This is a genomic window from Bartonella sp. AU55XJBT (genome assembly GCF_028618525.1).
Genome location: NZ_JAQITC010000006.1, coordinates 77,155 through 99,941 on the forward strand (window position 1 = coordinate 77,155; position 22,787 = coordinate 99,941).

Genomic DNA, 22,787 nt, shown 5'->3' on the forward strand with positions numbered 1-22,787 from the left:
ACTCTCTTATGAATCGTCTCAAAAGCTAAGGGTTATCGGTAGCATTTGGGGCAGGCAAAGTGTGTGACAGAGCTCGATCTCTCCTTTATAAGCGGTAAAGATGGTGGTACTCAATGGCTTTATCACAATACCATTCATGGGTTTTGTTGTGAAAAGGGCTTGGGGGGGCTTAAGAAATTTTTCTTTAAAAAAACCAATGAATGCGCAATCCAATGGCATTTTGTCTTACAGAATACCTATGTGCTAAACATTTATGTACTTGTTTTTAAAAGATATTTTTCAACATATACTCTTCCTTTATTTTACGACGACATCCGTGAAGAGTAGTACCTCCCCGTAAAGTGTATAAAATCTACTGAGTGTAACCATCTTTTTGTTTTAATAAAAATTCAGATCGATAGTACCTATATTACTTGGCCAATTCTCCTAATTTTGCAACAGCACTTGGCTCCGTTCATGAGGAGCGTTTTTACTATTGTCTTCAATATGTTACCAACAAACTACTCCTGCTTGTCAGGTGCAAGAATATGATTTTGATTGATTCAATAAGAGAGAAGGGACTTATGATAAGAAAATATTACGATATAAAGTGTCATTGACGATAAAAATTCTACTGCTTTTTAAAGTGAGATCAAATCTCACGGAAAACTTCTTTCTAAGATTTTGGAATATTCATTAATAAAAAGAAGAAAAAATTTACCTTTATTATTTCTTATCAGTTAATGGACATTTTAGGTTTAAAGGACAAGTTTCGAGAAGTCTGCAACCGCTTGTGTAATTGTGTGAGTACGTTTGAGAAGAGCAAGACGGTTAGCACGAACATCAAGGTTTTTATCGTTCACCAATACCTTTTCAAAAAATAGATCAATCAATTTTCCAAGTGGCGCTAGAATATCGAGTGCAAATGATAAATTTGTTACATTGATGGGAGCAAAAACTTTTCTTTCTACTTCACAGATTGCATGATAGAGCTGCTTTTCTTCTGTCTCAATAAAGAGATCAGGATTAATTTCATTTGCGATTGTTGTGTTTTTTTGAAATTCATTTTCAAGAATATTGGCTGTACGTTTTACCGAGGCTACAAAGTTCATTCCATCATGGGTATTGATAAAAGCAATAAGAGATTCGACATGACGTGCAACCAATAAAAAATCATCAGAATCTTTATTTAAAACGGCTTCAAGAGCATCGTAGCGAGCCCCTTCTTCTTTTAGATAGATTTTTAGGCGGTCATGAAAAAAGAATAACAGATCAGATAAAATAGCTTCTGTTTTTTCTGGAAAAAGATTTTGCAATTGTGGATTTTCTCTTTGAGAGATTTCATATTTATTTTTTTGTTGTACGAAAAGATTCGTTGCCAACTGAAACAGTGGCATGAGATTAATTTTCCAATCCCGCGAAAGTACAAGCCTAATAATTCCCAAGGCTGCTCGTCTCAATGCATAGGGATCTTTCGAGCCCGTTGGTTTTTCATTAATGAGCCAAAAGCCAACCAGCATGTCAATTTTGTCGGCGAGCATAATGGTTATAGCAAGTGGTTCTTGAGGAAGACGATCTGTTGGTCCTTGAGGTTTATAATGCTCTTCAATTGCGACAGCTACGCGAGGATCTTCCCCTTGAAGAAGAGCATATTTTTGTCCTATAACCCCTTGCAGTTCAGGAAATTCTCCGACAATTTCCGTTTGCAAATCAGCTTTTGCAAGGATTGCTGCACGTTTTGCTAAGAGAGGATCTGCTTGTATTAAAGGTGCTATTTTTTGTGCGAGTTTAGCGATGCGTTCTACTCTTGCACCTTGCGTACCTAATTTGGCGTGAAAAGTTACATTTAAATGATCAAGTCGCGCCATTCTTTGATCAAGAGGTTTCTTTATATCAAGATCAAATTTTTTTACAGAAGATTCCAAGTGTTGAATATCGGGCAAATCACGCTGATCTGTTTGCCAAAAATACAGGGCATCAGAAAGACGGGCACGGACAACCTTACTATTTCCTTTCGAAATTTCTTTGCCTTCATCATTTGCAAGAATATTAGAAACAAGAATAAAATGATGAGAAAGCTTTATTTTTTCTCCTTGTTTCCGGGTGACAAAACATTTTTGATTGGCCCGAATGGTCAAGCGAATAATTTCGGGAGGAATATCAAGGAATGATTTGTCAAAATCACCCATAAGGATAACAGGCCATTCAACAAGACCAGCAACTTCCTCTAGGAGTGCATTATCTTGAACCAGTTCTAAACCGTTTGCAAAGCAAAGATTTTGGGCATCAGCTAAAATAATATTCTTTCGTCTTTCGGCATCCAGAATGACTTTATGAGTTTCAAGTTGCGTCACATAATCATCAAAACGGCGCACTTGGAATGGCTTTCCGTCACTTAAGAAACGATGACCATAAGTTAGGTTGTTACTTTCAAGAGAACCAATTGTAAACGGAATAACATGCGTTTCACCAATTTCTGGTCCGAAGATGCAAAGAATATTTTGTAAAGGTCGAATCCATTTGAGAGCACCACTTTTTGCTGAATCTTTTCCCCAACGCATGGATTTTGGCCACGGAAAGTTACGGATAATATCTGGTAAAATATCGGCAATAATTTCTTCTGCTGCCCTGCCTTTTTTTACAATTTTAGCAATATAAAAATCACCTTTTTTATCATCATGCCCAATATGTGCTTCAGAAATATCGTTGAGCCCCGTTGCACGTAGAAAGCCATCAATTGCATGTTGTGGTGATTTTGTACTGGGACCTTTGCGTTCCTCATAGATATCTTTTGAGCGTATAGAAAGTCCGCGTACATCCAATGTTAGTCGACGGGGGGTCCAATATTCACGAGCAGCTTTATAGGTCAATCCAGCATTCACAAGTTGATCTGTAACAGCTTTTTTTAGATCAGTAGCAGCTTTTCGTTGCATACGTGCAGGGATTTCTTCACTAAAAAGTTCAAGAAGAAGATCAGACATTAGGCATCTCCAGTATATATTTGTCCAGCTTCTGTGAGTAAGAAGGCTTCCCCACAACGGCGTGCAAGATCACGAACGCGAAGAATATAATTTTGTCGTTCAGTTACAGAAATAACGCCACGTGCTTGTAAAAGATTAAAGATATGACTCGCTTTAATACATTGATCATAGGCAGGAAAAACACAGCGATGGAATGCATTTTCTTTATTGGGTTTTCCCGCATCAAGAAGTGTATTGCATTCGCGTTCAGCATCGATAAAATGTTGGTGGAGCAGTTTTGTATCAGCAAATTCGAAGTTATAATATGAATATTCCTGTTCTGCCTGTAGGAAAATATCTCTATAACTTATTTTATTTTCTTTCTCCAAACCATTAAAGTTAAGATCATAGACGTTATCAACCCCTTGGATATACATCGCTAGACGCTCAAGACCATATGTGAGCTCTCCTGAAACTGGGGCGCATTCAATGCCGCAAATTTGTTGAAAATAAGTAAATTGAGAGACTTCCATCCCATCGCACCAACATTCCCATCCGAGTCCCCAAGCGCCAAGGGTTGGGCTTTCCCAATCATCTTCAACAAAACGAATATCATGCAGTTGTGTATCAAGCCCGATAGCTTGTAGCGACTTTATATAAAGTTCTTGTAGATTGGGTGGAGAGGGTTTGAGAAGCACTTGGAATTGATAATAGTGTTGTAAACGATTTGGATTCTTACCATATCGGCCATCTGTTGGACGCCGAGAGGGTTGGACATAAGCGACTTTCCAAGGTCGTGGACCTAGAGAGCGTAGCGTTGTTGCTGGATGAAAAGTTCCAGCTCCAACTTCCATATCGTAAGGTTGCAAAATTGCGCATCCATAGTGGGCCCAATAATTTTGCAAAGTTAAGATGAGTCCCTGAAAAGAATGTTTAGGGTTAAGATGTTCAGGCAGTTTCACACTTTATACTCTTTAAATATTGAACGATACAAATAGCGGACAAAGAAATTTTAGTCTCTTTGTTTATTATTTTATGTGGTTTACGGTTAAGCATTGTTTATTGCAAACCAAATTTCAATTTTTCTTGAATTTGTTTAGAATTTTCTGGTTTTCCGTCAATTGCGTGATTCCATTGAAATATTGCTTCACGTTTACGTCCAACTTTCCAATAGGCATCCCCTAAATGATCATTCAATGTTGGATCCTCAGGTTGTAACCTGACAGCATTTTCCAATATTTGGACTGCTTTGTTGTATTCTTTTAGTTTATAATAAGCCCATCCTAAAGAATCAAGAATATGACTGTTGTGTGCTTGCAAAGCAGAAGCTTTTTGCAGCATATGGAGTGATTCTTCAAGCTTCTCACCTCGTTCTACAAGCGAATAAGCTAAATAGTTTAGAACCTGCGGTTGGTTTGGAAAAAATTCAAGGGCTTTTCGCAAATTAATTTCTGCTTTTGCCCACTGTTTTAAACGTTCAAAAGCAATACCACGTTGATAAAAAAGTTTCCAATCGTCCTGCTGAAAGTTCTTTATCTGAGCAATAGCGTAGTCTAGAGTTTGAGTCGCCTCAAGAAATTTATGATCCTGCATATAAAAAGCAACGAGCGTTATCAAAATGTTACGATCATTAGGAAATTTTTTATTTAACAATGTCAGTAGTTTTATTGCTTCTTTATAATTGTTGTTATTGGCAAGAAGGAATGCAAGATGAATTTGTCCATCTTTATAATAAGGAGATTTAGGGGATAAAGCGCGATAAAGTTTGATGGCTTGATGAGGATCATCCAATTTAGCAGAAATATGTGCGAGCTGAAACAGTGTTGCGTCATTTTGAGGATATAAGGCGAAAGATAATTGTTTGAAAATACGTGCAATGCGTCCTGAGTTTTTGTGGTTGAGGGCTGTTCCAAAATTATACAACACCTCGGCTGCTCCTTGTTGAGGTGTTTTAATCAACCTTTCTAAGAAAGTATTTTTTTCAATTTTTTCTCGAAAGTTTTTGAAAACCTCTCGAGCTGACAACATTTGTTCGCCATGCTGGATTGTCTGAAGAGCTTGGTTATGCATATTATGGCGCAATTGGAATGAGGCATAGGCTGTAATAATACGTTCATAGGTATTAGGAGCGATAAGAGTGCCCTGTTTGTTATTCAATGCTTTAATAAAATATTTTTTTGCAGCCTGTGGTCGTTCTGCAAGGTCGCTCATAAGTGCTAGATGATAAGATATAAAAAGCTCATACCAGACAGGACCTTTGAGCTTCTTAAGATCAGCAATTGCTTGAGATTTTTGTCCAGATCCAAATGTAATCCAAGCACCGATGAGTTCAGGTATTGGGTTATTGGCTGTGGGAGGTTCTTTCAATTGTAGAAGAAGCTTGGCATCCTTATAGTCTTTTTTGATGAGACTTTCTATTGATAACGTCAAGGAAACAAAGGGAGTTATAACATTTTGCTCTTTGAGTTTTTTAGCTTGTTGTACAGCTTCTTTAAAGTCTCCAACCGATAGCATAGCTTCGAGGAGCTCTTTTTGTGTTTCGATGTTATCAGGTTGATAAACGAGTGCCTGTTTAAAATAATTGATCGCAAGATCTATTTTATTTTCATGATTTGCAACCCTTCCAGCTAAATAAGCACCTGTAAATGAACTTGTATGAGTCGCCGTGCTTATTTTACTGTAGGTAGGGGATGGCATCAGCATAATACCCACAATAAAGAAGGTAAAAAGTCGGGATACCGTTGCAGAGCACATGGAGCTAATCCTTTTTAAGATAATCAATCGATTGTGTCGTTTATAAATCATATCTCATTACTTTTTTAAGAAATACTGCGATTCTTGCAAAGAATCAGTTTACGCGCGCAATGCAAAACTCAACAGTTTCAACGAGAGCATTGTAAGCAAGATTTTTATTCATAGGAATAAGAGCATTAATTGCCTGTTTTCCATAGATGCGTGCTTGTTCTATGGTATCTGTGATACTATTATATTTCTCCATTAAGTATTGCGCGTGTGCAAAGGCTTCGTCATTGCTATTGCCATCTTCAAGTGCTTCTTTCCAGAAAGCTTTTTCACCCATATTCCCACGCTCATATGCGAGAATTACAGGCATTGTGATCTTTCCTTCCCTAAAATCGTCCCCTATATTTTTTCCTAAATTTTGAGCACTACCGCTATAGTCAAGTGCATCATCAATCAATTGGAAAGCCAATCCTAAAGATGTTCCATAGTCCCGTAATGCAGAACGCTCTTTATTTCCATAACCAGCAACAATGGGACCTACTTCAGCAGCTGCCGAAAAAAGTGCCGCTGTTTTTGCATTGATGATTTTCAGATAGTCTGAAGGGCTGGTTTTGATATTTTTTGCGGCAGAAAGTTGCATAACTTCTCCTTCAGCAATAATTGCAGCAGCGTTTGCTAAGACAGAGAGCGCTTCTATAGAGCCAACATCAACCATCATTTTAAAAGCTTGTCCTAATAGGAAATCTCCAACAAGGACACTTGCTTGATTTCCCCAAATCATTCGTGCTGTAGATTTTCCGCGTCGTAAATCACTTTCATCAATCACATCATCGTGTAACAAAGTCGCTGTGTGCATAAATTCAACGGCTGTTGCAAGTCTTATATGCCCGTCATATTGATAGCCGAACATATGAGCGGCAGCTAATGTGATCATTGGGCGTAACCGCTTTCCTCCTGATGAAATAAGATGATTGGAAATTTCAGGGATCATTTCAACTTCTGATTTTGCCATAGAGAGAATAAATTGATTGACGCGCTCCATATCATCTTTTGTGAGACGAATGAGAGATTGGAGGGATGTTTGATTATTTTGTGTTTGATCTAGTTTTGTGGCTACACTCACAATATGTTGACTCCCAGAGTATTGCAATGGACATCTATGAATTCTATTTTCTTAAATATTAGCATAAAGGGGGTTTTGTTTTGACTCAAGCCTTTGATGTTGCTTTGAAGTGCAAACTTTGAATGATCTGTGCAAGAGTATATTTTAAAAGCTTGTATAATATTGTTTCTATGAGGGGTAAGGAAAAAAATTGCAACAGCTTTATTTAAGGCGTCATTGATAAGAAAAGTTCAGTTTATAATGAATATTAGGCTTTTAAATGGATAAAACAACGAATCAGAGTGATGAAACAATAGACAGTTTTCACCGCGGGAAATTTTATTTGGTTCAACCCCATAAACATGGTCATCGTTCTGGAATGGATGCTATGTTATTAGCCAGCTTGGTTCCCACTGATTTAAAGGGAAAGGTTGTTGATTTAGGGGCGGGAGCTGGAGCAGCAGGGTTGGCTGTTGCTTCGCGTTGTTCACAAGTTCATGTTACATTGGTTGAACGCTCATCTTTTATGGTATCTTATGCACAAAAAACACTTATGCTAAAGCAAAATGAAAAACTTGCTGAGCGAGTTTGTTTATTAAAAGCAGATGTTAGTCTCAAAGGGAATGCTCGTGTAAAAGCAGGTCTGATAGATAATAGCTTTGATTTTGCCATTATGAATCCGCCTTTTAACAATCCTGTGGATCGCAAAACACCTGATGAACAGAAGTCTGATGCACATGTTATGCCTGAAGCGATGTTTGATCATTGGTTTCGAAGTGCAGCAGCCATCGTTAAACCAAGTGGATATTTAGGGCTCATTGCGCGTCCACAGTCACTAAGGGATATCTTACATACTCTAGAAGGCCGCTTTGGGAGTATCTGTATCATTCCCATTCATGCACGTGCGTCAACTCCGGCAATTCGTCTTTTATTTTACGCAAAACGGGGGAGCAGAGCAGCTTTATCGATTTTACCAGCGTTGGTTATACATGAAGGTGAAGGGCATGCTTTTTCACCACGGATTGATGTAATCAATAATGGATGTATAAGTTTGTGGGAACTTTTGTAATGTTCTCTTGTGTTTTTCAGTTTATTATTTAAAGTCTAAACTTTGTTGTTAAGGAGGCTTATCTTTGGGTGAAGTTATATTTCTGGTTTTTATGTGGGGATTGATTGGCGCTTTTGGATGGTATCGCGTTCTGCCTTTTTTGTGTCCTTGCCTATTTAATTGTTCTTAAATTAAGGAGATTTTGTTTTGATGGATATTTTAAAAAATCTTATTCCACGCCGTTTTTCTTCTAATAAATTTGAAATTCCTGTTGTTCGCCTTAAAGGGGCAATTATGGATTCATCGTCTATATCTCGTACGCTTTCCCTCAGTAGATGTGCTAATCTTTTAGAAAAGGCTTTTGCGTACAAAAAAGCACCGGCTGTTGCAATTGTTATTAATTCTCCTGGTGGCTCTCCAGTGCAATCACGTTTTATTTTCAAGCGTATCCGCGATTTAGCAGAAGAAAACAATAAAAAAGTTCTTGTGTTTATTGAAGATATCGCAGCATCTGGTGGTTATATGATTGCTTGTGCGGGAGATGAAATTTTTGCAGATCCTTCTTCGATTGTTGGTTCCATTGGGGTGGTTTCAGCTTCCTTTGGTTTTCCGGAGCTTTTGAAGAAAATTGGTGTGGAACGACGCGTTTACACAGCAGGAAAGAATAAGGTTACACTAGATCCATTTCAGCCTGAAAAAAAAGCTGATATTGAGCATTTGAAATCTCTCCAACTTGAAGTTCATCAAACTTTTATTGATTTGGTGAAAGAACGGCGTGCAGCGAAGTTATCAAATGATCCAGATATTTTTACAGGAATGTTTTGGAGTGGAAAGAAAGGCGTTGAACTTGGTCTGATTGACGGGTTGAATGATGTACGCTCTGTTATTAAGGAACGCTTTGGTAATGATGCAAAAATTCGACTTATTACACCTCCAAAAAGTTTTTTAGGGTTTAAAACGCCTTCAGGAGTGACGGCACATGCAGTTTATACGGCTGTTGACAGTGCTTTGATGGCCGCAGAAGAGCGGGCACTTTGGCAGCATTATGGTTTATGATGGAAAAAGATCATTCAAGCAAAAGGGATTTTTATCTAAAAACAGATGTTAGAAGAAAAAAGGCTTGAAATGATACGAATGAGAACATGGTGTTTATTTTGTATGAGAGTTCTTCATAATATTTATTGTTTGTTTAGAAAAAAATTAAGAATATTTCGAACGATTTATAGGGCAGGTGCTAAAAGTATGAATAAAAGGGGGAGAGTTGTAAAAGATTCCTGTAAAAATGAATATTACGTCATATGACATCGGATGTACAAGTTTCATTCCAAAGACATTCTTATGTGTTTACACCCATTAAATTGAATTTAGCTCTGCATGTTGTAGGACAACGTGCTGATGGTTATCATTTAATAGAAAGTTTGGTTTATTTTAGTCTTAGCGGTGATTATCTACACTATGCGCCGTGTGAAAGTGACCAGTTTGTTTTAACGGGACCGTTTGCAAAAGAACTTGTATCTCATTCAGATAATTTGGTTATTCGCGCACAGGATTTTATGCGTAAAACTTTTCCTGAAAGGGCTCAACCTGCTTTTTTTCGCCTTGTAAAAATGCTCCCTATTGCTTCAGGCATTGGTGGTGGCTCAGGCGATGCCGCAGGAGTTCTCAGTATATTGCGTCAACAGTGGAATCTTGATTGTTCTTGTGAAAAATTAGCAAAAATGAGTTTAGTTCTTGGTGCTGATGTTCCCATGTGTCTTTTTGCATTGGAATATCAGCAGCCACTTTTAGTTAAAGGGATTGGTCAAGAGATTATACGACTAAAGGAAGCTTGTTCTCTTGCGATAGTATTGGTTAATCATGGACAGGAGATTTCAACACAAGCTGTTTTTAAAGCGTTAGATAAGCGCCATCATCCTTCTTTAAAAATTGATCCAGTTGCTTTAAAGAGCGTTGATTCATTGGTTGAAGCTTTACAAGAAACGCGTAATGATCTTTTTGTCTCTGCTTTAAAAATGGCACCTCAATTAACACAAGTGTTATCTATATTAGATGAATGTGGCTCTCTTTTTTCTCGTATGTCTGGAACGGGGGCAACTTGTTTTGGTATTTTTAAAAATCAACAAGCAGCACAACAGGCAGCTCTTTTTATCAAATCAATGCACCCAAATTGGTTTGTAAAACCGATCATGACTTTGGGAACGATTTGAGAAATAAAAACTTCTATTTTACCCTGATTCTATTATACATAATGAAGAGGGGGCTAAAAAAATCTATTTTTTGTTTTCTGGATGAAATAAATACATACTAGAATAAGCTTTTAGAAGAGAAAATGGACGTTAGGATATTCTTTCATTTCACATTTTATTTCTATCTTTTGTGCAAGAATTCATGCAATATTTAAAGAGCTATTTAAAACTGTAATGCTTGCAATAAATAAGCAGGTTACAGGAATAGGTGGGTGTTTGTTGTATTTGTGATTTATTAAAGATGTTTAATTTGCCGCTTCAGCCAAACTTTTCATATGAATTGGATTTGCAAAACCAAGGTTTTTTGCATATAGCTGGGGTTGATGAAGTAGGACGGGGACCTCTCGCTGGACCTGTGGTAACGGCAGCAGTTATCTTGGATAAAAATCATATTCCTGATGGGTTGAATGATTCAAAAAAGCTTTCTTTCCTTCAACGTAGTAAACTTTATCATGAAATCTTGCAAAGTGCATTAGCGGTTTCAGTCTCTAGTCTTTGCGCCCTTACAATTGATCAGACTGATATTAGAAAAGCAACTTTGGAAGCAATGCGGCGCTGTATTACAGGGCTAGCTGTTCCAGTTCACTATATCCTTGTTGATGGACGTGATATTCCCTCTCAGCTCTCCTGTCCCGCAACGGCATTAATTAAGGGTGATCAGCGTTCGGTTTCAATTGCAGCCGCATCTATTATTGCGAAAGTAACACGTGATCGGATGATGGAATGTGCTGGACAAGTTTATAAAGGATATGGTTTCGAGAAGCATGTAGGGTATGCAACGCTAGCTCATCGTACAGCTCTTGATAAAAAGGGGCCAATTGTAGGATTACATCGTTATAGTTTTGCGCCACTCAAAGAGCGTTATAGGAATGATGTGTTATGACGATTCGACCACTTAATAGCGTTTCGATAAAAGAAGCAATAGCGCTTCTTGAACAAGGAAGGTTAGTAGCATTACCAACGGAAACTGTTTATGGATTAGCGGGCGATGCAACCAATGGAAGGGCACTTTCTTCTATTTTTTCTACAAAAAAGCGTCCGCAATTTAACCCTCTTATTGCGCATGTCAACGGTATTGAAATGGCGGAGCGCTATGTTGAAATTGATTTTCTTTCACGCCAACTCATGGAAGCGTTTTGGCCAGGTCCTTTGACATTTGTTTTACCCTTAAAAACACAACATGATATCCATCCCTTAACGACTGCTGGTTTAAATACATTAGCTATTCGTTTTCCAGACAGTCGTTTTGCGGAAATTGTTCAATGTTTTGGCCGTCCACTTGCTGCTCCTAGTGCGAATCAATCGGGGCGTCTTAGTCCTACTTCGGCTGAGGCTGTTTTTGCATCTTTGGGGGAATCTGTTCCTTTGATATTAGACGGAGGACCTGCTAAAATAGGGCTTGAATCAACGATTATTAAGATTTGTGGTGAAAATATTTATCTTTTGCGTCCAGGGGGGCTTGCAGCTGATAAAATTGAAAAAGTTGTGGGGAAGTCTTTAAAACGGAGAGATCAAAGGGCGGCGATTGAAGCTCCAGGGATGTTAAAGTCACATTATGCTCCCAATGCTGCGATTCGTTTGAATATAGAAAAGGTGGAAAATGGTGAAGCGCTTTTAGCATTTGGCCCAAAGCGCGTTATGGGAGCTGAAAATGCAGTTTTTATTTTAAACCTTAGCGAAGAAGGAAAGTTAGAAGAGGCAGCTTCTCATTTATTTCAATACATGAAGGAATTGGATTCATTTAAAGTGAGATGTATTGCAGTAGAACCTATTCCATCATATGGATTAGGGGAGGCTATCAATGATCGTCTTATAAGGGCTGCAGCTCCAAGGGAGAAATGAACATGGAGCAGGAATTAATTGAGAGGTTTAGAGAAATTGTTGGTGCCAAGCATGCTATAACAGATCAGGCATTGATTGCACCGTATTTGCTTGAAGAGCGAGGGATTTTTCATGGCAGAACACCCTTACTTTTACGTCCATCTTCACCGCAAGAAATCTCGTTGATTATGCAGTTAGCGAGCCAAACACGCACACCAATCGTACCTCAGGGTGGAAACACAGGGCTTGTGGGGGGGCAACAACCAGATGAAAGAGGAGAGAGCGTTCTTTTATCTATGGAGCGGTTAAATAAGATGAGAGCGATAAATCTTGAGGGGAATTTTGCTGTTGTAGAAGCTGGTGTGATTTTACAGGATTTACAAAAAAAAGTAGATGAATCAGGTCGTTTTTTCCCTCTTTCTTTGGCATCTGAAGGTTCTTGCCAAATAGGGGGAAATCTTTCTTCGAATGCTGGAGGAACTGCTGTTTTAGCCTATGGCAATATGCGTGATCTTTGTCTTGGTTTAGAAGTTGTTTTACCGGACGGTCGCCTTTTGGATGATTTGCGCTTTGTTAAAAAAGATAATAGCGGTTACGATTTAAAAAATCTTTTTATTGGTGCAGAAGGTACATTAGGCGTTATAACCGCGGCCGTTTTGAAGATTTTTCCAAAAATAAAAGGAAAAGCCGTTTCTTTGGTGGGGTTACATAGTCCAGAAAAGGCTCTAGAGTTTTTATCTCTGGCTCAAGAATATGGAGGAGGGATGGTGACGGGTTTTGAGCTCATGGGAAATCTCAGTTTTCAAATGGCTTTAGATTATAAGATGTGTGTGAAGTCTCCTTTTGAGCAAAAACATGAATGGTATGTATTAATGAATATTTCATCGTTGCAAGGCAATGATGAAGCATTATCCGTGTTGAGTATTATTTTAGAAAAAGCCTTAAAAAAGGCGGTGATAGAAGATGCGATTGTTGCACAATCTTTAAAACAGCAAGATTTTTTCTGTCAATTGCGTGAAGCTATATCACCAGCACAGAAGTTAGCGGGAGGATCGATTAAGCACGATATTGCAGTACCACTTGCTTCCATTCCTGATTTTATTGCTGAAGCAGCACTTATTGTTGAAGATATCGCTCCAGGGGCAAGAGTGGTTTGTTTTGGACATATGGGGGATGGAAATTTGCATTATAATGTTACACAACCAATAGGCGCTGATATGACAGTATTCTTGCAGTTATGGTCAAAAATGAACCATCGTATTCATAGGTTAGTGATGGACTATCAAGGTGCATTTTCTGCTGAGCATGGAATTGGTCAGCTTAAGCGAGAAGAACTTCGTTCTTTTAAATCGCCTGTCGCATTGGATATTATGCGAGGGATAAAAAAAACACTCGATCCTTTGGGGATCATGAATCCTAGAAAAGTATTATAATTCAAGAATGCTGATCTATATTTTTGTTTAGGTTTTAATAACCAAAAAAGAAACAAGTTGTTTTTTATTCAAACTTTTAATAATCCAATGAGGAAAAGTTGCTAAAAGGTGTATGTTATTTAAGATAAATTGGGACACTGTATATGGCTAATCAATGCTTTAATCAGGCAAAAGCGGTGCTTGAATTTCGGTTGGATCCGTGCCATTTGCCACAAACGACAACGTATTTTTCATCTAAAACGGGTAATAAGGTCATTTGTTCGTTAAATGAACGCGGTGTTTTTTTTAAAACGGATAAACCTTCAAGCTTATCGCATTTAGTACCTCCTTATCATTTCAAAGGAATTGCGGCACGTACTGTAAAAACACGTTCAGGAGAAAGAGCTGTTGCATTAGAATTATTTCATGCAGATGAAGAATCTTGTATTCCACTTTTGGTTTCTAGAGATTTGAATAATGTTCTTCTGGATTGGCGATTATGGGCGGATACTTATGGCCTTCCCATGCTTATGGTTAATGAAGATAATCGTATTGTGACTGTAAAAGATCGTTCTGATTTACATCGGTTTTTTTATACAACAAGGCTTTCTAAACAAAAGCGTTTTTTACTTCGTTATAGCAATCCGTTAGGCTTGCGTTTGGTGATTGCGAATCGAGTGGCACTCCAGTAACATTCATATGCATTCATTTTTATGCGACCATAAGCATCGATCTTGTTACGCTATACAACATCGTTGTTTAGGGTGGTGATGTGAGGCTTGTAAGCTTTACATATGAAGTATTTTTAAAAGGATGAGGTAAATATTCTTAAGTTTTCCTGTCTGTCTTTGTATAAGTGAAGCATATGAGTGGAAATCAAAGGCAATCCACCCAATAAGAATCCATATTATTTACAGACGAGATTTGGTATGAGTCTTCGTTCTTTTAGGCAAAAAAGAAGTCAATGATTGTGAATGAGAGTTTTTTAAACAGCATACATGGGCAGCTGGAATCGGTTAAAAGGCCATATTAAATGCTTCTTTTAGAGAAATAAAAACGGTTTTCATAACAATAGAAACCGTTGTGTCGGTGTACAATTTTTGCTTTTTTCTAGATCATAAAAAACACGAACAGATTTATAAAACAAATTATTGATTTATAAAAAGAATAAATCATTTTTTTTTGCACGTTACAAGGAGGGGATGCTCATGTGGATGAAAACCATTAAAACAGAGCAAAAACTCTCTGATAAATTTCCTAAATAACAAGGGTTATCGTAACATTGGGCGTTGGGTACAACGGGGTGATATCAGTTTTTGTCTTTATTCAATAAAGATGGTGAAATCGATTTATACTCTCCACGGTTAATATCGTGTAATGGAGGAAAGAGCATGAGGAATATTGTTTTGTGCGCAAATAGCATGAAGTGTGTTCTTTTTAGGTATTTTATTTTTAAAGGAAAATATACACGTTTTTTTCCAAAGTCATGAAAAACTCAAAAACAAGAGAATGCGTGTATCATGTTGTTAGGTGAAAGAATCAAATCTTAAAAAAATATTCAAAGGATTTAGTTTTCTCGCGCAATGGCGCGCCATCCGATATCATGACGAACAAAGCCTTCTGGCCAATCAATACAATCAACGGCTTCATAAGCACGCTTTTGTGCGTGTGTAATCGTTTTTCCTGTTGCTGTTATATTGAGAACACGTCCACCATTTGCAATAAGTTCTCCATTGCGCAATGCGGTACCAGCGTGAAAAACTTTCACATCGGGAAGGGTGTTTACTTTATCAACGTTACGGATAACAGTTCCTTTTTGGGGAGAGCCTGGATAACCATTCGCCGCCATAACAACGGTGAGAGCAACTTTTTCAGACCACTGAAGAGGTTTATTTTCAAGATTTCCTTGAGCTGCAGCAAGAAAAATCGGCAAAATATCGTCTTTGAGGCGCACCATTAAAACTTGACATTCAGGATCACCGAATCGTACGTTAAATTCAATGAGTTCAGGGCCTTTTTGCGTTATCATCAATCCAACGAAGAGGATGCCTTTAAAGGGAGTGCCCATTTCATGCATGCGTTTTAAAGCGGGTTCAACAATTTCTTTGAGGGTACGTTTCACCATTTCTTCGGTCATGATTGGCGCTGGTGAATAAGCCCCCATACCACCGGTATTTACTCCAGTATCGCCATCACCCACACGTTTATGATCTTGAGCAGATCCAAAAGGAAGGGCAATTTTACCATCACAAAGACAAAAGAAGCTTGCTTCTTCACCTTCAAGAAAAGATTCGATAACAATTTTGTTTCCTGCATCACAGGAGGCATTTTTGAAGCAGGCATCAACGGCGTTCAATGCTTCTTCTATCGTTGTTGCAACCACGACACCTTTGCCAGCTGCTAAGCCATCCGCTTTAATGACAATGGGAACACCTTGTTGATGAATGTAAGCTTTGGCTTTAGCCGCATCATTAAAACATTGGTAACTTGCTGTAGGAATGTTATTCTTACGACATAAATCTTTTGTAAAGGCTTTTGAACCTTCTAGTTGAGCAGCTTTTTGAGTCGGACCAAATACACAGATGTTGGCGCTATTAAGAGAGTCGGTTATACCTGCAACCAATGGTGCTTCTGGCCCTACAATCACAAGATCAATAGAATGTGCTTTACAAAAAGCAATAATAAGGGGGTGGTTATCAATGTCTAAATTAACATTTTCACCAAATTCTGCTGTTGCAGGATTTCCAGGAGCACAATATAACTTTTTGAGCAGTGGTGATGCCGCTATTTTCCATGCTAAAGCATGTTCTCGCCCACCTGAGCCAATAAGAAGAATATTCATTGCTTGCTCCTCTCATAAAAGATGATTAATCTCATCCTCTTCTCATAAGAATGAAATGTCTCTATCGCAAGACTAAAGGTAAATCATTTGATGAAAAAAAATAAAAATATTCCTCATGTTCAGTCCTATGATAGCCAAGGACGGGTTATGGATGCCTCTGCCAAACAATGGGTCTATAATTTTCTTCCGTGTTCTTTATGGTTTTATGCGCAATTGGCGCGTTGGGATCGGCCTATCGGATGGCAATTGTTGATGTGGCCTTGTTTTTGGTCAACAACAATGGCTTTTCTCTCTTATGACATGCAATATGAGCCTCTTTTACCAATGCTTCTTCATTGGATTTGGTATCTTTTCCTTTTTTTTCTGGGATCCATTGCTATGCGAGGGGCAGGATGTACTTGGAATGATCTTATTGACCATAAAATTGATTCTCAGGTAGAGAGAACACGTTCTCGCCCATTACCGACAGGTCATGTGAGTCGGTTTCAAGCAAAAGTTTTTATACTTGTACAATGTTTGGTTGGTTTAGGTGTTTTGTCACAATTTAATAGGTTTAGTTTTTTTCTAGGTATTTCGTCTTTAATAGCTGTTGCATTTTATCCTTTTATGAAACGCGTAACTTATTGGCCACAGTTTTTTTTAGGTATTGCATTTAATTGGGGAGCATTAATGGGGTGGGCCGTTGTGTTTGGAAGTTTAAGCTGGGCACCAATTTTACTTTATGTGGGATCAATTTTGTGGACCATAGGATACGATACCATCTACGCACATCAAGATAAAGAGGATGATGCTACTGTTGGTATTGGTTCTACGGCGCTTCTCTTTGGTAAAGGAACTAAGCGTGCTTTAGTCTTTTTGTATGGTGGTTTTGTCGTATTCGTGAGTTTAGCATTTTATTTGGCTAAAGTTCCTCCATTGAGTTTTTTAGGAATTTTTTTAGCAAGCATCCATATGTTTATTCAAATTAAAGTCATTGATATCGATGACAGTGCACAATGCCTCAGGCTTTTCAAATCCAATTCGCTTATTGGTTTTGTAATTTTTACTGGTTTAGTTTGTGGTGGTTTATGGATGATATTTTATCCTGCAGTTTAACAACACGTTAGGTAAAGTCATATGTTCTGTGATGATGGGGAGAGGAATGAACAACTTTTTAATTGAAAGTGCATTTTCTATGTATTCATTAGAATCAAAATATATATGATAATTGTATTATTCTAGTCTTTCTTTGCATATCACTGTTTCTCTTACTAGAAGTTCAAAAGTGAAATCATCGTTTTGGTGAATGCGGTTTTTTTCTTCAATAAGTTTGTCGCTAATCTAGCTTCAAGCGATGGAGGATATTATCAACCAACGTTTATAGAAAAATAAAATTCTTCTTGAAATGAAATAAAACACCTCTTTTTAGAATTTCGCAAATAGAAAATAATCGTTTAACCGTGAGGAAAAACTTTATAACGATGAAGCTTGAAGGATTAAGGGTAGAGTTTTTGTCTTTTCCAATTGTTGTGTTCAACACAATCGCGGGTAAAAAGTAGACGATCATGTAAACGAAATGGACGATCACACCAGAATTCTATAGAAAGGGGTTTAACACGAAAACCAGACCAATAAGGTGGTCGTGGAATTTTGCCTAGAGCATAACGCGCAGTATATTGGGCAATGGCTTTTTCGAGTACAAAACGATTTTCTAATGGTTGAGATTGTTTAGATGCCCATGCACCAATTCGACTCCTACGGGGGCGCGATTGGAAATAAGTATCGGCTTCTTGCTGAGTTACTTTTTCAACAATTCCTCTTATTCTAACTTGACGACGGAGTGATTTCCAATGAAACCCTAAGGATGCTTTCATTGATTTTAAAATTTCTTGTCCTTTACAGCTGTCATAATTGGTATAGAAGACGAAGCCTTGAGGACTATAGTCTTTAAGGAGAACCATTCGAACATTAGGGAGTCCTGTTTCGTCAACTGTCGCGAGTGCCATAGCATTCGGATCATTTATTTCGCTTATCGTTGCCTCTTCAAGCCACTTTGCAAAAAGTTCAAAAGGTTTTTGCATGTGCATAAAATGATCGTCTATTGGTGTTTTATCACTCATAGTGTCTCCAAATGGCAGGAATCATGGACATTTTCTCATTTACTTTTCTATCAAGAAGTAAAGTACCATTTTTTCTTATTTTCAAAAAGCCAATGCTTTTATATATTTTTAACAAGTATTTTTATGGTGGTTTCATTATTTTTGTCTTTAGCGTAGAAGACAATGAGCTATATTAAATAAATATCTCATTTTATCTGGTATTTTACTTTCTTGATAGACATATAAAGGAAAGAAGAAATTATTCTCTAGAATAGACAGATGAAGCTATGAGGAATATTGAGCAACATATCCGTTGATATTGTGAAAACGAAAAAATTGAAAAGAGGGCAATATGCGTGATCCCTACACGATTCTGGGTGTGACACGTACCGCAAAACCGCAAGAGATTAAATCAGCATTTAGAAGATTAGCAAAGAAGTATCATCCAGACCACAATAAAGATGATGCAAAGGCTAAAGAAAAGTTTGCTGAAATTAATCAAGCTTATGAGATTATAGGTGATAAAGATAAAAAGGCACAATTTGACCGCGGTGAAATTGATATAGAAGGCAAACCGCTTTATCAAGCCTATGGTGCTGGTGAAAATTTTAGCAATAAACAAAATCCCTTTTCAGGAAGAGCAAAAGGATTTGATTTTTCCTCTTCAGGGGGGGCAGGTTTTGATGCGAGTGATATTTTTCGCGATCTGTTTGGAGGAGCCGGTAGCTTCTCGAACTCCACACACTATAATCGCCCTCAACAAGGAGACCATATTCGCGCTAATCTTACCATAACATTAGAGCAGATGGTTGGTGCAGAAAAAGTGGAAGCTGTTTTCCCTCATGGAAAAAAGTTAAAAATTAAACTTCCAGATTATATTGAAGATGGGCAAACTATTCGTTTAAAAGGTCAGGGAGAAGAGGTTCTTCACGGACAAGCAGGAGATGCGTTGATAACCATTCAAATTCAAAAACATCGTCGTTTTCGGGTTGAAGGAAGAGCACTCCATCTTGATTTACCAGTTTCTCTTAAACATGCTGTTTTGGGAGCAAAAGAAGAAGTTGAGACATTGGAAGGACGTGTGGTCTTAACGATACCTGCTTGGTCAAGTTCTGATCGCGTTTTGCGGTTGAAAGGAAAAGGGCTTCGTTTGAAAAATGGTACAAGAGATGATCTTTATGTGCATGTTCGTGTTATGTTGCCGGAGGGTGGAAATGCTGCGCTAGAACAGTTTTTGCAAACGCAAAAGGATTAATTTTTAAAATTTTTATATATACAAAGCGTCGTTTTTGTTTGATTTTAAACCAATTACTTGAAGAAAAAGTTGACCTGTGTCATAGGCAGATGAATAATATTATTTTAAGTAACAATGGGGCAGTGCTGATGGCTAAGGGTAATGGTTTATTGTATGGTAAGCGTGGTTTAATCTTGGGGTTGGCCAATAATCGCTCCATCGCTTGGGGAATCGCTAAAGCAGCGAGTGCTGCAGGAGCAGAGCTTGCTTTCACCTATCAGGGTGAAGCAATGAAAAAGCGTGTTGAGCCTTTGGCTGACGAATTAAAGGGGTTTGTTTGTGGACATTGTGATGTTTCTGACAGTGCCTCTATTGATGCGGCCTTTAGAACCATAGAGAAGAAATGGGGCAAACTTGATTTTTTAGTTCATGCTATTGGTTTTTCTGATAAAGATGAATTAAGTGGTCGTTATATTGACATCAGCGAATCAAATTTTATGATGACCATGAATATTTCTGTTTATTCGCTAACAGCTCTAGCAAAGCGTGCAGAAAAGTTAATGCAAGGCGGTGGTTCAATCTTAACATTGACCTATTATGGGGCAGAAAAGGTTGTTCCCAATTATAATGTCATGGGGGTTGCCAAAGCAGCTCTTGAGGCGAGCGTGAAATATTTAGCGGTAGATTTAGGTCCCCAAAATATTCGTGTTAATGCGATATCTGCTGGACCCATTAAAACGTTAGCAGCTTCAGGTATTGGTGATTTCCGTTATATTCTAAAATGGAATGAATATAATGCTCCCTTACGTCGTACGGTATCAATTGAAGAGGTAGGTGATTCTGCCCTTTATTTTCTTTCGGATTTGTCTCGTTCTGTTACCGGTGAAGTTCATCATGTCGATTCAGGTTATAATATCATCGGTATGAAAGCCGTTGATGCACCAGATATTTCCGTCGTTAAAGAATAAGTTTGGTTTAAGGACCCGTATTGGACAGCGGTGATTTGACCAAATTTAAAGCGGCTAAGAATATTTTGAAGTAAAGAGCGGTTTTGTGTAAAGCTCAACATGCGTTGTCGTTGCGTATATTTGACAGAGAAATGGATCTTTTTTCATGTCGCATAATACATTTGGTCATTTGTTTCGTATAACAACATGGGGTGAAAGTCATGGTGCTGCTCTTGGTTGTGTCATTGATGGTTGCCCACCCGGAATTATTTTTACGCGTGCAGAAATTCAAGCTTATCTTAATAAGCGTAGACCCGGGCAATCTAAATATACAACGCAGCGCCGAGAACAAGATCAAGTAGAAATTCTTTCAGGAGCAATTGTTCAGGAAGATGGGGTAACATTCGTTACAACAGGCACACCAATTTCTCTATTGATTCGAAATACAGATCAACGCTCTCAAGATTATGGAGAAATTGCTCATCAATATCGTCCTGGTCATGCAGATTATACGTATGATGTTAAATATGGCATTCGTGATTTTCGAGGGGGAGGGCGTGCTTCAGCACGCGAGACAGCAGCGCGTGTTGCAGCTGGAGCATTGGCTCGTAAAGTTGTTCCTCATTTGGTTGTACGAGGAGCTGTGGTAGCAATTGGTCCCCATAAGATTAATCGTGATCGTTGGGATTGGTCAGAGGTTGAGAATAATCCTTTTTTTACAGCTGATGCAGAGATGGTTCAAATTTTTAGTGATTATATCCGTAAAATTCGTAAAGATGGTACATCTGTTGGTGCGGTTATTGAGATCGTTGCAGAAAATGTTCCGGCAGGTTTAGGAGCACCTATTTACGCAAAACTTGATCAAGACATTGCATCATACCTTATGTCAATTAATGCGGTAAAAGGGGTTGAAATTGGTGATGGTTTTGCGGCAGCTCGCTTGAGGGGAGAAGAAAATGCCGATGAAATGCGGATGGGGAATGATGGAAAACCACTTTTTTTATCCAATCATGCTGGTGGTATTTTAGGGGGAATATCGAGTGGACAGCCAATTGTTGCACGTTTTGCTGTAAAACCTACGTCATCCATTTTAACGCCTCGTCGCTCCATTGATGTTGATGGTCATGATGTAGACGTAATAACGAAGGGACGTCATGATCCATGTGTTGGGATTCGGGCTGTTCCTGTTGGTGAAGCAATGGTTGCTTGTGCACTTGCTGACCATTATTTAAGACATCGCGGTCAAGTTGGGTGATTGAGAAGGTGAATAATGGCGTATAATGAAGAAAAAATTGTTTCTGCGCTTAAAGCTTTTGAACGCGGTGAAATTGTTGTGGTGACAGATGATAATGACCGTGAAAATGAAGGTGATTTAACAGTTGCTGCAGCGCATTGTACAGAAGAAAAGATGGCATTCATTCTTCGTCACACAACGGGTATTGTGTGTACACCTATGCCTAAAAAAGAAGCACAACGATTTAATCTTTCTCCTATGGTACGAGATAATAACTCTGCACACGGGACACAATTTACGGTTACTGTTGATTTTAAACACGGCATAACAACAGGGATTTCAGCGCATGACCGTACATTAGCGGTGCGTAATCTTGCAAATTCGAATGCAAGTGCGGATGATTTTGTTTGTCCAGGGCATGTTTTTCCTCTGATTGCGCATGAAGGGGGGGTTCTCATGCGTTCAGGTCACACGGAAGCCGCTGTTGATTTATGTCAATTAGCTGGTTTGCCGCCGGTTGGTGTTATTGGTGAGTTAGTCAATGATGATGGAAGCGTTAAACATGGTGATCAGATTATAAAATTTGCACAAGAACATCGGTTGCATATCATAACGGTTGCAGATTTAATTGCTTACCGACAGCGTAAAGAAATATTGATCAAGCATGTTGGAGAAATGCCGATTGAAACACCTGTAGGTCCTGCTATTATTCAAAGTTATCAACTTCCTTGGGAAGCTGTTCAGCATATTGCGATTATTTTTGGTGATATTCATGAGGGAGAGGATATCCCTGTGCATTTACATCATGAAAACATTCTAAATGACGTTTTTTGTCAATCTTCAGATATCATGGTGATGATGCAGCGTATGATGGAAAAAGAAAAACGTGGCGTATTTGTTTATTTGCGTGAAGGATCTGTTATACAATCAACGATTGGCATTCAAAATATGGCAAGAGACGGTGTAGAAAACCATTTGCAGGCGATTGAACGCGAAGAAGAATGGCGCAAAATCGGTTTAGGATCGCAAATTTTAAAATATTTAGGAATAGGCTCTGTTATTGTTTATACTTCTAAAGAGCATCATTATGTAGGTTTAGAAGGTTTTGGAATTCGTATATCTAGAACAGAAATTTTTTGAGG

The 22,787-nt window shown here is 38.3% G+C and carries 18 protein-coding genes; 12 read left to right on the top strand and 6 right to left on the bottom strand.

What is annotated here, in order from left to right; translation table 11 throughout:
• Nucleotides 1-737: 737 nt before the first annotated feature.
• From glyS to PVV70_RS04480, 4 genes are all read right to left on the bottom strand, one after another.
• Nucleotides 738-2,960 carry a glycine--tRNA ligase subunit beta gene (gene glyS / locus PVV70_RS04465; RefSeq protein ID WP_273758093.1) on the bottom strand — a complete coding sequence of 741 codons (2,223 nt, stop codon included), beginning with the start codon at nt 2,958-2,960 and terminating at the stop codon, nt 738-740.
• Nucleotides 2,960-3,901 carry a glycine--tRNA ligase subunit alpha gene (locus PVV70_RS04470; RefSeq protein ID WP_273758094.1) on the bottom strand — a complete coding sequence of 314 codons (942 nt, stop codon included), beginning with the start codon at nt 3,899-3,901 and terminating at the stop codon, nt 2,960-2,962. The genes glyS and PVV70_RS04470 overlap by 1 nt, the downstream gene beginning before the upstream one ends.
• A 97-nt stretch (nt 3,902-3,998) precedes the next feature.
• Nucleotides 3,999-5,693, bottom strand: a complete 1,695-nt coding sequence (locus PVV70_RS04475; protein ID WP_273758095.1) for a tetratricopeptide repeat protein — start codon at nt 5,691-5,693, stop codon at nt 3,999-4,001.
• 94 nt (nt 5,694-5,787) lie between these two features.
• Complete coding sequence (locus PVV70_RS04480; protein WP_273758096.1) at nt 5,788-6,804, bottom strand: polyprenyl synthetase family protein; 1,017 nt, start codon at nt 6,802-6,804, stop codon at nt 5,788-5,790.
• 259 nt (nt 6,805-7,063) lie between these two features.
• Between PVV70_RS04480 and PVV70_RS04485 the strand changes: the two genes are divergently transcribed.
• The 7 genes from PVV70_RS04485 to PVV70_RS04515 all read left to right on the top strand — a co-directional run bounded on the left by PVV70_RS04485 (nt 7,064) and on the right by PVV70_RS04515 (nt 14,002).
• Nucleotides 7,064-7,852, top strand: coding sequence for a tRNA1(Val) (adenine(37)-N6)-methyltransferase (locus PVV70_RS04485; RefSeq protein ID WP_273758097.1), 789 nt, complete (start codon nt 7,064-7,066; stop codon nt 7,850-7,852).
• A gap of 189 nt (nt 7,853-8,041) precedes the next feature.
• Nucleotides 8,042-8,887 carry a S49 family peptidase gene (locus PVV70_RS04490; protein ID WP_273758098.1) on the top strand — a complete coding sequence of 282 codons (846 nt, stop codon included), beginning with the start codon at nt 8,042-8,044 and terminating at the stop codon, nt 8,885-8,887.
• A 242-nt stretch (nt 8,888-9,129) separates the two neighbouring features.
• Complete coding sequence (locus tag PVV70_RS04495) at nt 9,130-10,038, top strand: 4-(cytidine 5'-diphospho)-2-C-methyl-D-erythritol kinase (RefSeq protein WP_273758099.1); 909 nt, start codon at nt 9,130-9,132, stop codon at nt 10,036-10,038.
• A 280-nt stretch (nt 10,039-10,318) separates the two neighbouring features.
• The gene (locus tag PVV70_RS04500; RefSeq protein ID WP_273758140.1) at nt 10,319-10,960 is read left to right on the top strand and encodes a ribonuclease HII; all 642 of its coding nucleotides are present in this window, start codon (nt 10,319-10,321) and stop codon (nt 10,958-10,960) included.
• The gene (locus tag PVV70_RS04505) at nt 10,957-11,919 is read left to right on the top strand and encodes an L-threonylcarbamoyladenylate synthase (protein WP_273758100.1); all 963 of its coding nucleotides are present in this window, start codon (nt 10,957-10,959) and stop codon (nt 11,917-11,919) included. Before PVV70_RS04500 ends, PVV70_RS04505 begins: the two co-directional genes overlap by 4 nt.
• A 2-nt stretch (nt 11,920-11,921) precedes the next feature.
• Nucleotides 11,922-13,331, top strand: coding sequence for an FAD-binding oxidoreductase (locus PVV70_RS04510; protein WP_273758101.1), 1,410 nt, complete (start codon nt 11,922-11,924; stop codon nt 13,329-13,331).
• 143 nt (nt 13,332-13,474) lie between these two features.
• Complete coding sequence (locus PVV70_RS04515; RefSeq protein WP_273758102.1) at nt 13,475-14,002, top strand: DUF6101 family protein; 528 nt, start codon at nt 13,475-13,477, stop codon at nt 14,000-14,002.
• A gap of 875 nt (nt 14,003-14,877) precedes the next feature.
• Here PVV70_RS04515 and purD read toward each other — a convergent pair.
• Nucleotides 14,878-16,152 carry a phosphoribosylamine--glycine ligase gene (gene purD, locus PVV70_RS04520; protein WP_273758103.1) on the bottom strand — a complete coding sequence of 425 codons (1,275 nt, stop codon included), beginning with the start codon at nt 16,150-16,152 and terminating at the stop codon, nt 14,878-14,880.
• A 90-nt stretch (nt 16,153-16,242) separates the two neighbouring features.
• Between purD and ubiA the strand changes: the two genes are divergently transcribed.
• Entirely contained in the window at nt 16,243-17,247 is a 1,005-nt protein-coding gene (gene ubiA, locus PVV70_RS04525; RefSeq protein WP_273758104.1) for a 4-hydroxybenzoate octaprenyltransferase, read from the top strand.
• Nucleotides 17,248-17,627: 380 nt separating this feature from the next.
• Here ubiA and pdxH read toward each other — a convergent pair whose 3' ends face one another.
• Entirely contained in the window at nt 17,628-18,251 is a 624-nt protein-coding gene (gene pdxH / locus PVV70_RS04530; protein ID WP_273758105.1) for a pyridoxamine 5'-phosphate oxidase, read from the bottom strand.
• A gap of 331 nt (nt 18,252-18,582) precedes the next feature.
• On the opposite strand from pdxH, the gene PVV70_RS04535 reads away from it, so the two are divergent.
• The 4 genes from PVV70_RS04535 (at nt 18,583) to ribB (ending at nt 22,785) form a co-directional block, all read left to right on the top strand.
• Nucleotides 18,583-19,485, top strand: a complete 903-nt coding sequence (locus PVV70_RS04535) for a J domain-containing protein (RefSeq protein WP_273758106.1) — start codon at nt 18,583-18,585, stop codon at nt 19,483-19,485.
• A gap of 128 nt (nt 19,486-19,613) precedes the next feature.
• On the top strand, nt 19,614-20,432 hold the full coding sequence (gene fabI / locus PVV70_RS04540) for an enoyl-ACP reductase FabI (protein WP_273758107.1): 819 nt from the start codon (nt 19,614-19,616) through the stop codon (nt 20,430-20,432).
• 145 nt (nt 20,433-20,577) lie between these two features.
• A complete protein-coding gene (gene aroC / locus PVV70_RS04545) occupies nt 20,578-21,666 on the top strand; it encodes a chorismate synthase (protein ID WP_273758108.1) in 1,089 nt (362 codons plus the stop codon).
• A 15-nt stretch (nt 21,667-21,681) separates the two neighbouring features.
• The gene (gene ribB / locus PVV70_RS04550) at nt 21,682-22,785 is read left to right on the top strand and encodes a 3,4-dihydroxy-2-butanone-4-phosphate synthase (protein WP_273758109.1); all 1,104 of its coding nucleotides are present in this window, start codon (nt 21,682-21,684) and stop codon (nt 22,783-22,785) included.
• Nucleotides 22,786-22,787 lie beyond the last annotated feature (2 nt).